The sequence below is a fragment of the Bradyrhizobium sp. CSA112 genome, assembly GCF_029051645.1.
GTDB lineage: Bacteria > Pseudomonadota > Alphaproteobacteria > Rhizobiales > Xanthobacteraceae > Bradyrhizobium.
Map to the genome: position 1 here is coordinate 1 of NZ_JAACFS010000032.1, position 14,058 is coordinate 14,058.

At 65.1% G+C, this 14,058-nt stretch carries 14 protein-coding genes and 1 tRNA gene; 7 read left to right on the top strand and 8 right to left on the bottom strand.

All coding sequences use genetic code 11. The annotated features are described in order from the left end of the window. Together GWE18_RS32775 and GWE18_RS32780 are read left to right on the top strand one after the other, a co-directional pair. Window positions 1-678: amidase family protein (locus GWE18_RS32775; protein ID WP_275189836.1), on the top strand; the 678-nt coding region annotated here is incomplete at its 5' end. After that, the gene (locus GWE18_RS32780; protein ID WP_275189837.1) at window positions 675-848 is read left to right on the top strand and encodes a hypothetical protein; all 174 of its coding nucleotides are present in this window, start codon (window positions 675-677) and stop codon (window positions 846-848) included. The genes GWE18_RS32775 and GWE18_RS32780, both read left to right, overlap by 4 nt. Before the next feature lie 21 nt (window positions 849-869). Here GWE18_RS32780 and GWE18_RS32785 read toward each other — a convergent pair whose 3' ends face one another. Together GWE18_RS32785 and GWE18_RS32790 are read right to left on the bottom strand one after the other, a co-directional pair. Continuing rightward, window positions 870-1,091 (bottom strand): hypothetical protein, encoded by a 222-nt coding sequence (locus tag GWE18_RS32785; RefSeq protein WP_275189838.1) that lies wholly within the window; start codon window positions 1,089-1,091, stop codon window positions 870-872. A gap of 240 nt (window positions 1,092-1,331) precedes the next feature. Continuing rightward, the gene (locus GWE18_RS32790; RefSeq protein ID WP_275189839.1) at window positions 1,332-1,613 is read right to left on the bottom strand and encodes a hypothetical protein; all 282 of its coding nucleotides are present in this window, start codon (window positions 1,611-1,613) and stop codon (window positions 1,332-1,334) included. Window positions 1,614-1,820: 207 nt separating this feature from the next. Between GWE18_RS32790 and GWE18_RS32795 the strand changes: the two genes are divergently transcribed. Then, the gene (locus tag GWE18_RS32795) at window positions 1,821-2,852 is read left to right on the top strand and encodes a polysaccharide deacetylase family protein (protein WP_275189840.1); all 1,032 of its coding nucleotides are present in this window, start codon (window positions 1,821-1,823) and stop codon (window positions 2,850-2,852) included. 93 nt (window positions 2,853-2,945) lie between these two features. Here GWE18_RS32795 and GWE18_RS32800 read toward each other — a convergent pair whose 3' ends face one another. The 5 genes from GWE18_RS32800 to GWE18_RS32820 form a co-directional block, all read right to left on the bottom strand. Next, entirely contained in the window at window positions 2,946-3,347 is a 402-nt protein-coding gene (locus GWE18_RS32800) for a hypothetical protein (protein ID WP_275189841.1), read from the bottom strand. Window positions 3,348-3,470: 123 nt separating this feature from the next. Continuing rightward, a tRNA-Thr gene (locus GWE18_RS32805) sits at window positions 3,471-3,546 on the bottom strand. A 93-nt stretch (window positions 3,547-3,639) separates the two neighbouring features. Further along, window positions 3,640-5,445, bottom strand: a complete 1,806-nt coding sequence (locus tag GWE18_RS32810) for a heme biosynthesis HemY N-terminal domain-containing protein (RefSeq protein ID WP_275189842.1) — start codon at window positions 5,443-5,445, stop codon at window positions 3,640-3,642. 8 nt (window positions 5,446-5,453) lie between these two features. Further along, entirely contained in the window at window positions 5,454-6,671 is a 1,218-nt protein-coding gene (locus GWE18_RS32815; RefSeq protein WP_275189843.1) for a hypothetical protein, read from the bottom strand. Between the two features lie 110 nt (window positions 6,672-6,781). Continuing rightward, window positions 6,782-7,537 (bottom strand): uroporphyrinogen-III synthase, encoded by a 756-nt coding sequence (locus GWE18_RS32820; protein ID WP_275189844.1) that lies wholly within the window; start codon window positions 7,535-7,537, stop codon window positions 6,782-6,784. A gap of 131 nt (window positions 7,538-7,668) precedes the next feature. Here GWE18_RS32820 and tsaD point away from each other — a divergent pair, with 131 nt between their 5' ends. The 3 genes from tsaD (at window position 7,669) to GWE18_RS32835 (ending at window position 10,282) form a co-directional block, all read left to right on the top strand. Next, complete coding sequence (tsaD, locus tag GWE18_RS32825) at window positions 7,669-8,742, top strand: tRNA (adenosine(37)-N6)-threonylcarbamoyltransferase complex transferase subunit TsaD (protein WP_275189906.1); 1,074 nt, start codon at window positions 7,669-7,671, stop codon at window positions 8,740-8,742. A gap of 1 nt (window position 8,743) precedes the next feature. Beyond that, complete coding sequence (locus GWE18_RS32830) at window positions 8,744-9,724, top strand: NAD(P)H-dependent glycerol-3-phosphate dehydrogenase (RefSeq protein ID WP_275189845.1); 981 nt, start codon at window positions 8,744-8,746, stop codon at window positions 9,722-9,724. A gap of 144 nt (window positions 9,725-9,868) precedes the next feature. Then, window positions 9,869-10,282, top strand: coding sequence for an EVE domain-containing protein (locus GWE18_RS32835; RefSeq protein WP_275189907.1), 414 nt, complete (start codon window positions 9,869-9,871; stop codon window positions 10,280-10,282). Window positions 10,283-10,388: 106 nt separating this feature from the next. Here the strand turns inward: GWE18_RS32835 and GWE18_RS32840 are convergent, their stop codons facing one another. Then, on the bottom strand, window positions 10,389-11,561 hold the full coding sequence (locus GWE18_RS32840; protein ID WP_275189846.1) for a DNA topoisomerase IB: 1,173 nt from the start codon (window positions 11,559-11,561) through the stop codon (window positions 10,389-10,391). Between the two features lie 369 nt (window positions 11,562-11,930). Here GWE18_RS32840 and acs point away from each other — a divergent pair, with 369 nt between their 5' ends. Next, window positions 11,931-13,883, top strand: a complete 1,953-nt coding sequence (gene acs / locus GWE18_RS32845; protein ID WP_275189847.1) for an acetate--CoA ligase — start codon at window positions 11,931-11,933, stop codon at window positions 13,881-13,883. Window positions 13,884-14,058 lie beyond the last annotated feature (175 nt).

Below are 14,058 nucleotides of genomic sequence, written 5' to 3' on the forward strand. Positions count from 1 at the left end.
CGCCCGCCCTTCGTCGAGGTGGCGACAAGCGAGCCGCCACTGCCGCCGCGTTTCGCCTTTGTCCGTTCGCCGGCCTGGACGCATGCCGAGAAGGTGACCACGGAGGCATTTGCCGAACTGTTGGAAGCGCTGGGCGAGCACGTTTCCGAAGTCGAGATCGGGCAAAGTTTCGACCGTGCCATCGACATGCACCGCACCGTCATGGAAGTGGAGATGGCGCACAACCTGCACCGCGATTTCGAGCGGGGCGGCGATTCCCTGAGCAAGGTGCTGCGCGCCTTGATCGAGCGTGGGCGCAAGACTCTCGCCGTCGACTACACGCGGGCGCTGGCCGGCAGCGCGACGCTCAACGCGGCGCTCGACGGCGTGTTTGACGAATACGACGCGATTTTGACCCCGGCGGCGCCCGGCCCGGCGCCGCGCGGACTCGACAGCACCGGAAACCCGGCATTCTGCTCGATGTGGACATATCTCGGCACGCCGGCAGTGACGCTGCCGCTGCTGCAGTCAGAAAGCGGCCTGCCCATCGGCGTGCAACTGGTCGGACGCCGCGGCAACGATGCGCGGCTGTTGCGAACGGCCAACTGGCTTGTCAAAACTCTTGGAAAACGCGGCCGCGGCGGCGCCGCGCCTGCGAAGACCGCTGCGGGTCGCGCGAAAACAAGGAGCGGCAGATGACCAACTTCGTCACCGGACTAATCGGCATTGCGGGCGTCTGCGCGTTTCTCGGCATCATGCTCTGGTGGATCAAGGCGGTGCCGCTGATCATCATCTGCGTATTGGTGATGGCGCTGCTGGTCTACGATTTCTACCAATCGCTGCGCGCCAACGGCAATGGGGCGGGATAGGTCGCGGCTGCCCGGCGCCTTCTACTGCCCGGCGCTCGCTAGCTTCCGCTGGCAGGCCTTGCTGATCTTGGCGCGGTTCTGCTTCAGGCAGGCCAGAATGACCTGATCGCCATCCTGCATCTGCGCCCGGCAATACCGCGAGACGTCGCGCGCGCACTCGTCATGCCCCTCTCTTTTTTGCGTTTGTGCCGACACGCTTGAGGCCATCAGGATCAGGGGAATGACGAAAAGGATCTTGGTCATTTGTTATGCCTTCACACCGGAGAAACGCAATCAGCGCGTTCTACAGCGTTTTCGAGAGAGGTGGGAACCGGTTCGCGTCAGGAAAACGCGTCAGAACGGGAATCCAGTGCGCCGAAATCCGGGGTGCACGCATTTGTGAACGCTGAAATGGCCCAACCGTTCGCGTTGTGAACGCCGCGAAACGAAAAACGCCTGCGTCGCATCGACGCAAGCGTTCCCGGGAGCCAACGAGTGAGCCGATTAGTGCGCGGCGAGCTTGCCGGACTTCTGCGCCGCGAGATTGCGATCCATCACCCCACGGCAGCCGGCGCTCAGATCGGCGCGATGCTTGATCATGCAGGCGGTGATCTTCGGGATATTGGGGATTTCGGAGCTGCAGAGGCGGAACGCGTCGCCGGTGCACATCTGCTGCGCTTCGGCGCTGAAGGCGAAGCTCGCGCTAGACGAAACGGCGGAGAACGAGGCGGCGAAGGTCAGCGCTAAACTGACTTTGCGAACGGTGTTGAAGAACAGTGCGGTCATTGTCGGCTCCCATTGGCCCGGCAACGCGGGCCCGTTGATGATGGTGGGAGCATGCGCCTGGGACCCGCCGCCGACTGTGACTGACCTCACTCAGACATAAGCCCCTCATCTTCTTCGCCTTCCCGGCGCGTGTTCGCGAGACGTTAAGACATTGTTGGCATTAATGGCCCGTTGCGTGTGTTCCCCGAGTATGTGGAAAGAGTAGCGATGCGTAATGCGTTGGGCCTGATGCTGGCCAGTGTAGTGACGGCGCTGGTGATCACCGGCGTTTGGTTCTGGACCTCCTCGCCGCAGGCTGCGGCCCCACCTCAAACCGTCGCCGCCCGTGCGGCCGAGCCGCTGCCGGCATCCGCCGCAGCCAGGCCCGCGCTGAAGGACGACGTCGAGATCACCGCTTCCCTCACGAAGCCCGCCCCTGCCCCCGCGTCGGTTCCGGCTGCCCAGCCGATGCGATCGGCCTGCGCCAATCCCGACGCACTCGGCGTCAGCCGCACCGTCGTGATCGACACCACTGGCGGCCCCGGCTTCGGCTTCCTGCAATACAAGCAGTTCGACTTCCTGACCGACAAGGAAGTGGTGCTGACGTTTGACGACGGCCCGTGGCCGACCACGCCGGCGGTGCTCAAGGCGCTTGCGGACGAATGCACGAAAGCCCTGTTCTTCCCGGTCGGCAAGCACACCACCTATCATCCGGAGATTCTGAAGCAGGTCGCGGCCGCCGGCCACACCATCGGCTCGCACACCTGGTCGCACGCCCATCTCGACAGCAAGAAACTGACCGAAGCGCAGGCCAAGGAAGAGATCGAGAAGGGCTTTAGTGCCGTGAAGATGGCGCTGGGGACCGCGCCTGCGCCGTTCTTCCGCTTCCCGGGGCTTGCGCACACGCAGCCGGCCCTCGGCTATCTCGCCTCGCGCAACATCTCGATGTTTTCAGTCGATGTTGATTCCAACGACTTCAAATCGTCGGGTCCCGACCAGGTCATCCAGAACGTCATGACCAAGCTCGACAAGCAGGGCAAGGGCGTCATCCTGATGCACGATCTGCAGAAGAACACGGCAATTGCCTTGCCGACGCTGCTTCGCCGCCTGAAGGCCGGCGGCTACAAGGTCGTGCAGATGAAGGCCAAGGAGCAGCTCGAAACCCTGGCCGAATATGACGCGATGCTGGTGAAGGACCAGAAGGTGCCGGCGGTCGCCAGCCGCCCGATCAGCAGCGTGGTGCAGACGGTTTCGCAGTAAGCGCTTTACCGGGGAGCCGACATCGGCTCCGGCGTCGTCAACGAAAAACGCGCCCGTCGGCTTCAAACCCGGGGGCGCGTTTTGTTTTTGCAACTACCAGTAAATGCCGTGCCGGTGCAGTTCACGGACGATGCGCGCTTCGACCCAGCGGCGCGTGAGGCGCGGCTTCATGGTCCTCGACATTGACGCCATTCTCCGGGCCGCAGGTCTTGCGCGCTCGGCTTTCGACCGCTCAGCCGCGGGCTGCTCGACCCTTGCAGCCGGCTTGGGGGCCTCGGCCTTCGGTGTTTCGGCCTTGGGTTCAACGACCGCCGGCCGTTCGACATATTTCGGCGCTTCCGCAGCCTGAGGCGCTTCGGCGGACTTCGATCCTTGGGCAGCCTTCGGCGTGGCAACCGGTGCCGTCTCGCTTACGCCCAGTGAAAGGCTCCGGTCAGCAGCCTGCGCGGTGGCGGATGCCAAGACGAACCCTGCGATCAGAATGAATTTGCGCATGATAATGTCTCCCCTAATTGGTTGCAGGGAGACTACGACCGGTGGCCGGATTGTTATGTGAGACAGGTCACGCAAACGCCTTCGCGAACGCAGGCGTTGATTGTTCAGTGGAGTTTGAAAGGCTGGTGCCGCAAACAGGACTCGAACCTGTGACCCCGTCATTACGAATGACGTGCTCTACCAACTGAGCTATTGCGGCGGACCAAACGCAGCGTCCGGAACGAGCCGGAAACGCCCGCACCTGATATCGGGCACGGCCCCGATTGGCAAGAAAAACGCGGGCCTTAAAAACCTAGTTGCCGCCCCAGCGTGACAAAAATCCCCGCCAGCCGCCGGCCTGCGCCTTGGGCTGGCCGATTTGTTCCGCAAATTCGTCCGCCGGGCCGTCCTCGTCGATTCCGGGGTCGTCAGGCGCCCGGATGATGGGAATCACGGCAGGAATGGGGGCTGGAACAGCCTTCGGGATATCCTGCCGCGACCGGAACAAGGGGGCTGGCCGGGCCGGTGCCGGTTCGGCCGGTGCCGGTGACGGAACGGGCGCGGTGGCGCTGGGGGTGGCGGCTTCGGAGGGAGCTGTCTCGGCGAGGGTCGTCTCAGTCGGGGTCGCTTCGGCGGCGGCAGCCGGCGGCGGAGCATTGTCCTGCGCGGCTGGCGCCGGGGTGATAGAAGCAGCGGGCGCGGCCGAAGGCGACGGGACGATGGGCGCCGGCTCATGCACGACCGGGGTCGGCGGCTCAAGCACGACGGCGCGGCGCGGCGTCGCCAGCATGGCTTCCTCGAACGCCGAAGATTCGATCGCGGGTCCCTTGTCGGACGGCAGCGCTGCGACGGGCGTCTGCCACTGGAAGGCATCCAGCCGCCCCGTGACCGGAGAGACCGGCCGCCAGCGATCGCTGACATAGCCGTCCGCGGTCCAGGCCGGATCGTGCAGTGCGCGCACCGCGCGCAAGGTCCATGCCCGCGCCCGGCCGCTATCGCCATGCTCGGTGCGTTCGAGCTCCGCCATCAACAGCGCGACCCGCTGCGTAGGAGCTGCGATAAACGGCGCCAGTGCCTCGCGCGCCTTGGTAAATTCGGACGCGTCGATCGCGGCGCGCGCAATCGCCAGCGCGCCCTCGATGTGGCCGGGCATCTTCGCCGCGAGCGTCTCGACCCGCACCAGCCGTTGGCGTGCGGAATCCCCCAACTTCACATGGGCATAGGCGTCCGCAAGATCGGGATGCGGCTGCGCCAGCCACGCGGTCTCGACGAGACGCATCGAACGCCGCGTCTGATGCGCCTCGCTTTCGAACTTGCTCGCAAGCACCGCGGCCGGCACCAGCGTCGGCGCCAGCTTGACCGCTTCCATCACGCTCTCGCGCGCCAGGTCGCGATCGACCTTTTCGAGCTCGAGCGCCCGCGCCGTTAGCAGCACGCCGCGCTGCCTGCGATAGGTCGCCTTGTCGATCAGTCCGGCCGATTGATTGTTGTCGAGGATCTTCAGCGCACCGGCCCAATCGCCCTTGGCGCAGCAGAAGCCGAGCACGGCATGCGACGCCCATGACGAGGACGGCGACAGTTTTAGCGCTTCCTCGGCGACCATCACGGCAGCGACGGGATCGTCGGCGCGCTGCGCCTCGATGAACAGGCCGCGCAGGCCGAGCAGCCGCGTGTCCTCACGCTCGGCCATGGCGCGGAAGGCGCGCTGCGCGCCCTCGCGGTCGCCATCGAGCTGCGCTGATTGCGCATGCAGCAGCAGGGACAGCGGATCATGCGCCGCATGTTTTCGAGCGGCTTCGGCGTGGATACGGGCGGCGGTGGAATCGCCATGGCCGATCGCGAGCAGTCCTTGCGTAATCGCATGCCGGCCGCGGGCATGGCGCCGTTCGCGCCGGTTACGCCGGAGACGCTCCGGCGTCAGCCACAGGCCGCGCAGGATCGCCCACGCCATCATGGCCACGACAATCACGATGCCGAGCGCCAGCATGAACACCGGCAGCGTGGTCTGGATGCGGTAGCCGCCCCATGACAGCACGACATCGCCGGTCTGTTCGGCGACCCAGGCCGCGCCGGCCGCACCCAGCGCGATCAGCAACAGAAACAGAATGATCCGGACCATTGAAATCCTTATTGCGCCGGTTTGGCGAGCGCGGCCATGGCGTCGGTAGCGAATTGACGGGATGCGGCCAGTGCGGCGTCGCGCGCATCGGCGCTTTCAAGCCATGATTGCGCCGCGGCGCGATCGGCCGGCTCAAGCGTCTTCAATTCCCGCCGCGCTTCATTGAAATCGTTTCGCAGCGCCGCTGCCGTCACCCGCGCCACCACCGCGCCGCGATCAGTGCCGGCGGTGTCGGTGCGCTCGATTTTCACCAGTTTGGCGGCGCCCGCCTGCAGACGCTCGACGATGCCCGTGCCGGTCGTAGCGGTGCTCTGCTGGGCGGCCGGCAACAGCTTCGGCACCAACGCCAGCAGTTCCGTGCTCAGCTTGCCGGCATTCGGCACGCCCTTCTCTGCAAATTGATCGAGCGGCTTCAGGACGTCCGGATTGGACGCCAGCGCCTTCGTCGCGGCGAGCGCGGCCGGATAGGGATCGCCGATCCGAACCAGCACATCGAGCAGCGCTCCCGCCACCAGGCGGCGCAGCGGCAGATCGTCGGCAGGTTTGACGTCGGCAAGCTTGCTGCCTTGCTGCGCGATCTCGGCGTTCTGCGCCCGCATCTGGCTTTCGATTTTCGCAATCCGTTCATCGACCCCCGAGAGATCGACAGACGCGGCGCCGTCGCCGCGCGGCGCAGTTCTCACCTCATTGATGGCGGATGCCAGCTTCTCGCCTTGCGCGCGCGTCGCGGCGAGTTCGGTGCGCAGCGTGGCGACCGATTTTTCCAAGGCGTCGGCGCGCGCGGCAGCGGCGGGATCGGCCGCTGGCTTACCCGCTTTCGACTCCAGGCCCGCAAGGCGCGCGGTGAGACCGTCGATGGTGGCATTGAGCTGCGGTGCAGGCGGCGCAGCGGCGGGCTGAATCGCGGGCCAGCCCAGCATCCAGCCGACACCGATCACCAGCGCAGCCGCGACCGCCCCGGAAACCGGCGCGACGACCCAGGGCGAGACAGGCCGCGGCGCCGGCTCGTCAACCGGAGACTGCGCAGTTGAAGACGCGGCGATCCCGGGCGTCGGCTCGGCCGTAACCTCAGGCGCGGGCTCAGCCACGGGCTCGGGCGGCGCCTCGGCAGCCGCCCTGGTCTCGCTCGACACTTCGCTCGCGTCGAGGTCGATGGTCGGCGGCTCGCGCTTCGGCCGGCCCGACTCGGGCAGCGATCCAGTGTCTTCGGGCCTGTCATCGACCATCACAGCGGTTCCCTCTGGTGGTTAGGTGCCGGAACTTAGCAGAATCGGGACGTCTTAGAGCATGATCCGGCCATGGCGGCACCGGTTTTCCGATAAGACCATGCTCAGACTTAAAGATTAGAACCCAAACGGGGTTGCAACGCCCGGCCCAGCGCCTCGAACAGGGCATTTTCATCGGGCGAAGCCGCCACCGTCACCTGGGGCGCGCCGGCGTCCCGCAGGACCGCGGCGACGGCCGCCGAAATGCAGCATTGCGGCAGCGCCAGCGCCGAGATTTCGACGCCACCGGAACGCGCCGCTTCCAGGAATGCCCGCGCGCTGCGCCGCGAGTAATGCAGCACGGCCTCGACCTCATGCGCCACGAAAGCGTCACATACGTCCCGTGGCAGGCTGGGCGCAGGCACCATCCGATAGGTGGTGCGCGTCACCACCGCAAAACCGTTCTCGCCGAGTTCGTTTCCCAGGTCGCGCGCGAGATCCGCGCCGGCAAGGTACAGCAGCGGATTGGTTTTCTTCAGTTGCTTCGACTTCGCGCTGGCCAGCACCAGATCGCGCAACGCGCCGGCGTCACCCTTTGACGCAATCACCTCGCCAAAGCAGGCATCGCGCGCCGCCGCCGCGGTGTTCTCTCCGACCGCGAACACCGGCAGTTTGAGAAGCCGGCTGTCGGCAAGGTAGGGCGCGACGGCACGCAGCGCATTGGCGCTGGTGACGATGACGGCGCCGTAGGTCGCATCCGCATCGTCCTGGAACGGGACCGGCTCGAACCGCAGCATCGGCGCGCGCAGCACGTCGAACCCCCGCGCGCGGAGGGCCTCGGCCGTCGTCTCATCATCCGGATGCGGGCGCGTGACGAGAACGGCCATATTTCAGATCTCCCCAAGGCGATTTCGGTAGTCACGAGCGATTGCACGTTGCGACCTCGTAGTGCTACCCGGTTACGGAAGCGTTGTTTTTTGCGATAGCGCAAGGGAACAAATTGGACAACGACAAGCCGATGCTGGTGCTGGGTATCGAAACCACCTGCGATGAAACCGCAGCCGCCGTGGTGGAACGCCAGCGCGACGGCAGCGGAAAGATCCTGTCCAATATCGTGCGCTCGCAGACATCAGAACACGCCCGTTTCGGCGGCGTTGTGCCGGAAATCGCGGCGCGCGCCCATGTCGATCTGCTTGACGGCATCGTCGGCCAGGCCATGAAAGACGCGAATGTCGGCTTTGCGCAACTCTCGGCGGTGGCGGCTGCCGCCGGCCCCGGCCTGATCGGCGGCGTGATCGTCGGCCTCACGACTGCAAAAGCGATTGCGATGGTGCACGACACGCCGCTGATCGCGGTCAATCATCTCGAAGCCCACGCGCTGACGCCGCGGCTCACCTGCGCGCTGGCTTTTCCCTATTGTCTGTTCCTTGCCTCGGGCGGTCACACCCAGATCGTCGCCGTGGTCGGCGTCGGCAAGTATGTGCGGCTCGGCACCACGGTCGACGACGCGATGGGCGAAGCCTTCGACAAAGTCGCCAAAATGCTGTCGCTGCCCTATCCGGGCGGGCCGGAGGTCGAGCGTGCCGCCGCCAGCGGCGACGCCAAACGGTTCGCCTTTCCGCGGCCGATGCTCGGACGTCCCGATGCGAATTTCTCGCTGTCGGGACTGAAGACCGCGGTCCGCAACGAGGCCAGCCGCATGACGCCGCTGGAGCCGCAGGACGTCAGCGATCTCTGCGCCAGTTTTCAGGCCGCGGTGCTGGAATCGACGGCGGATCGATTGAGCGTGGGCTTGCGCCTGTTTCATGAACAATTCGGCCCGCCCCGCGCGCTGGTCGCTGCCGGCGGCGTTGCGGCCAATCACGCTATTCGCGGCGCGTTGCAGGACGTTGCCGCGAAAGCGCAGACCACGCTGATCATTCCGCCGCCCGCGCTGTGTACCGATAATGGCGCGATGATCGCCTGGGCCGGCGCGGAACGAATGGCGCTCGGGCTGACCGATACGATGGATGCGCCGCCACGCGCGCGCTGGCTGTTAGATGCCAACGCGACAGCGCCGGCCGGCTTCGCCAACACGCGTGCAGGATTCTGATATGGCGCCCTTCAACTCCGTTGCGGTGATCGGCGCCGGCGCCTATGGCACCGCGCTGGCGAGCGCCGCTGCGCGCGCCGGCCGCGGAGTCACGCTTTATGCGCGGAGCGCCGAGAGCGCCGCACAGATCAAGGCGACGCGGCAAAATACCAGGCTGCCCGGCGTAAGCCTCGACAAAACTATCAACATCACGGCCGATATGGCGGAGGCTGCACGCGCGGACATTGTCCTGCTTGCGACGCCGGCGCAAAGTTTGCGCGACGCCGCGACAACGCTTGCGCCGTTCCTCAAGCCAACGACGCCCGTCGTCGCCTGCGCCAAGGGCATCGAGCGCGGCACGCATCGGTTCATGACCGAGGTCATCACGGAGACCATGCCGCATGCAATTCCTGCGATCCTGTCGGGGCCGAATTTCGCTGACGACGTGGCGCGAGGCCTCCCGACGGCCGTAACGCTTGCCGCAAGGGATGAAAAGCTGGCAGGCGATCTGGTGCAGGCGCTGGGCTCGGCAACTTTCCGGCCCTATCACACCACGGATGTCCGCGGCGTCGAGATCGGCGGCGCGGCCAAGAACGTGCTGGCGATCGCTGCCGGGATCGTCGTCGGCCGAGAGCTCGGCGCCTCGGCGCTGGCCGCGCTGACCACCCGCGGCTTCAGCGAACTCGCCCGGCTCGGCCGCGCCTGCGGCGCGCGCCGCGAAACATTGGCGGGCCTGTCGGGTCTCGGCGATCTGATCCTGAGCTGCTCCAGTCCGCAGTCGCGCAATCTTGCATTCGGCATCGCGCTCGGCCGCGGCGAACAGCCGAACCGCGACAAGCTCGCCGAAGGCGAATTCACCGCGCCGGTCCTGATCGAACTGGCGGCTTCGCAAAATGTCGATATGCCGGTATCAAGTGCGGTCGCCGCGATCCTGGCCGGCAAGGTGACGATCGACGCCGCGATAGAGGGCCTGCTGACGCGGCCGTTCAAGGCGGAGGAATAGTTTCTTCCGGTCATGCCCGCGCAAAAAGCGCGACGCGCGTCTTCGAACTTCTTGTCGCGGGCATCCACGTCTTGGATAATAGCGTCAATGGAAGACGTGGATGGCCGGAACAAATCCGGCCATGACGAGCAGGTGGTGGGCGTCATGAATTACTGGCTGGTGAAATCCGAACCCTCAACCTGGTCGTGGGACCAGCAGGTCGCCAAGGGAGCAAAGGGCGAAGCCTGGACCGGCGTGCGCAACTTCACGGCCCGGCAGAATCTCGTGAACATGAAGAAAGGCGACAAGGCCTTCTTCTATCACTCCAACGAGGGCAAGGAGATCGTCGGCATCGCGGAGGTCATCAAGGAGGCCTACCCCGATCCGACCGACAAGACCGGCAAATTCGTCTGCGTCGACATCAAGGCGGACAAGCCGTTGAAGACGCCGGTGACGATGGCCGCGATCAAGGCCGACAAGAAGCTCGCCGACATGGCGCTGGTGAAATATTCGCGGCTCTCGGTGCAGCCGGTGACGGCGGAAGAGTGGAAGATGGTCTGCAAGATGGGCGGGCTGTAGGGCGTCATTGCGTAGGGTGGGCAAAGCGAAGCGTGCCCACCATCTGTCTACTCGCGATGTTCTGAATTGTGGGCACGCTACGCTTTGCCCACCCTACGGCTTCGCCTTACGCCGCCGCGGCCGCGGTCACCACCTGCGCCAGCAGCGCTTCGCGCTTGGCTTGCGTGCGATAACCCTTCATCGTCGCGGCAAAGCGCTCGAGGATGCCATCCTCGAACGCGGTGACGATGGTGTCGTGGACATAGCTCTTGCGGCAGATCGCGGGCGTGTTCGATAGCTCGTCCGCCGCCGCACGCACCGCATCCAGCACCTGCTTCTTGCGGCCGCGGGCGCTCGCTGCCGGTGAAATCCGCGACAATGATTCCAGCACCACGGCCGAGGCCATCAGGGTGCGGAAATCCTTCAGCGAAATCTTGATGCCGGCGATCTCGCGCAGGAACGCATTCACCGTGGTGGTCGAAACCGTGCGAACGGTGCCGGAATTGTCGCGGTACTGGAACATGCGCTTGCCCGGCACGGTGCGCAGGATGCCGATGGCGCGCACCAATTTTGCGGCGTCGCATTCCTTGCGCACGGCCTTGCCGCCCTTGGCCTTGAAGGTCAGGACGAAGCTGTCGTCTTCCAGCGTGACGTTGGACTTCAACAGCGTGGTCGCACCGCGGGTGCCGTTGAGGCGGGCGTAGGACTCATTGCCCGGGCGGATTGCAGTGCGTGCGATCAGTTCGATCACCGCAGAGAGCGCGAATTCGCGCGTCGGCTCGTCACCGGACAGATGCGCCGAGACGTTGCGGCGGATCTTCGGCAAGGCGGCCACCAGCCGCGCCAGGCGATGCGCCTTGCGCTGCTCGCGGACCTTTTCCCAATCGACATGGTAGCGGTACTGCAGCCGCCCTGCCGCGTCGATGCCGACGGCCTGCAGATGGGAGTTCGGATCGACCGAATAGCGCACATCGCGATAGGCCGGCGGCACCGCCATTGAATGCAGGCGGCGGATGGTGCCGGCATGACGGATCTGCGTGCCGTTGGCACGAACGAATGAATACATTTTTCCGCGCTTGATGCGGCGGATGGTCAGCCCGGTCTGGTCGCCGAGCTTGAGCCCGAGTTCCTGGGCCAGCTCTTCGACGGAGGTTTTTGCGACGATGTGCGGCTTTGCCGCGGACGATTTGAGCGGCGTTTTGACCGGTGCCTTCGGCAGTTGCCCGAGCGCTTCGGCCAATGCAACGGCGGGATCGGCGGAAACGGGCCGCGTAGCCTCGAAACTCTGCTGATCCATCATACCGTTGTCGCCTTGCTCCGCCTGTTTCGCCGGTAATGCCGCTTGTTGTGGCTTGGTTCCGGAGGGCCGCCGGCCCCGGGGAGGCCATTTAGGGGGTAATGAACCGCTTTGCGAGTCCCGATTCCGTCATTAATGGTTATTAGATACCTTTCATGGAGGCCATTCCGGCGATAACGTTGATTTCGCCCTGAAACGTGTCGGCGAAAATGATGCGACTTTGATCCGTGACAAGACCGGAAACCGGCTGACCGACCAAGGTCGCAGACGTTCCGCCTTGTCCGGGCATTGCCCCGCGACGCATAATCGCTGCAACAATCAGGACGGCTTGCGGCCGTCCAATATCCGGCCGCAACGAGTGGGAGGAAAAGAATGTCCGAGAAAATTTACGACGTGTCCGCGGATTGGGCCAAGCGCGCCTATGTCGACGACGCCAAGTACCGCGAAATGTATGCCCGCTCGGTCTCGGACCCCAACGGCTTCTGGGGCGAGCAAGCCAAGCGCCTCGACTGGATCAAGCCCTTCCACAAGGTCGAGAACGCCTCCTTTGCCCCCGGCAACATCTCGATCAAATGGTTCGAGGACGGCGTCCTGAACGCGGCCTGGAACTGCATCGACCGGCACCTCGACAAGCGCGGCCACCAGACCGCGATCATCTGGGAGGGCGACGACCCCTCGCAGTCCAAGCACATCACCTACCGGCAGTTGCACGACGAAGTCTGCAAGATGGCCAACATCCTGCGCACGCGGAACGTCAAGAAGGGCGACCGCGTCACGATCTACCTGCCGATGATCCCGGAAGCCGCTTACGCGATGCTGGCCTGCGCGCGGATCGGCGCCATTCATTCGGTCGTGTTCGCCGGCTTCTCGCCCGACAGCCTCGCCCAGCGCATCACCGACTGCCAGTCCAAGGTCATCATCACCGCCGACGAGGGGCTGCGCGGCGGCAAGAAGGTGCCGCTGAAGGCCAATGTCGATGCCGCTGTTGCGAAAGCCGGCGGCGTCGATTGGGTCGTGGTGGTCAAGCGCACCGGTGCAGCCATCGACATGAACCCGGTGCGAGATTTCTGGTACCACGAAGCCGCCGCGCTTGTGACCACGGAATGCCCGGCCGAGCATATGCACGCGGAAGATCCGCTGTTCATCCTCTATACATCGGGCTCCACCGGCCAGCCCAAGGGCGTGCTGCACACGACCGGCGGCTATCTCGTCTACGCGGCGATGACGCATCAATACGTGTTCGACTATCACGACGGCGACATCTTCTGGTGCACCGCCGACGTCGGCTGGGTCACCGGCCACAGCTACATTATCTATGGGCCGCTGGCGAACGGCGCGACCACGCTGATGTTCGAAGGCGTGCCGAACTATCCGGACAATTCGCGCTTCTGGAACGTGATCGACAAGCACAACGTCAACATCTTCTACACCGCGCCAACCGCGATCCGCGCGCTGATGCAGAGTGGCGACGGACCGGTGCAGAAGACCTCGCGCAAGAGCCTGCGTCTGCTCGGCACCGTCGGCGAGCCGATCAATCCGGAGGCCTGGGAATGGTATTATCGCGTGGTCGGCGACGGCCGCTGTCCGATCGTCGACACCTGGTGGCAGACCGAGACCGGCGGCATCCTGATCACGCCGCTGCCGGGCGCCACAAAACTCAAGCCGGGTTCGGCGACGCGGCCGTTCTTCGGCGTGGTGCCTGAGATCGTCGATGCCGACGGCAAGGTGCTCGAGGGCGAAGCCACAGGCAATCTCTGCCTCATCAAGTCCTGGCCGGGAATGATGCGCACGGTCTATGGCGACCACGCCCGTTTCGAGCAGACCTATTTCTCGACGTACAAGGGCAAGTACTTCACCGGCGATGGCTGCCGCAGGGATGCCGACGGCTATTACTGGATCACCGGCCGCGTCGACGACGTCATCAACGTCTCCGGCCACCGCATGGGCACCGCCGAGGTCGAAAGCTCGCTCGTCGCACATGCAAAAGTGTCGGAAGCCGCCGTTGTCGGTTATCCACACGACATCAAGGGCCAGGGCATCTACGCCTATGTGACGCTGATGGCCGGCACCGAACCGACCGAGGAGTTGCGCAAAGAGCTGGTCGCCTGGGTGCGCAAGGACATCGGCCCGATCGCTTCCCCAGACCAGATCCAGTTCGCGCCGGGCCTGCCAAAAACCCGCTCCGGCAAGATCATGCGGCGCATCCTGCGCAAGATCGCCGAGGACGAGCCGTCCAGCCTTGGCGACACCTCGACGCTCGCCGACCCTGCAGTGGTCGATGATCTCGTGCAGAACCGGCAGAACAAGAAGGGCGCGCCGGCGTAAGGCCTGATGATTAGGCTCCGTCATCGAGGTGCGAGCGAAGCGAGCCTCGAAGGATAACGGCCCGGCTGGTGGCCGTCGCCCTTCGAGACGCCGCGGAGCCTGTCATCGGGCCGCGCTACGCGCGGACCCGTTGGCGGCTCCTCAGGGTGACGGATCACATTAATTCTGGTCCGGG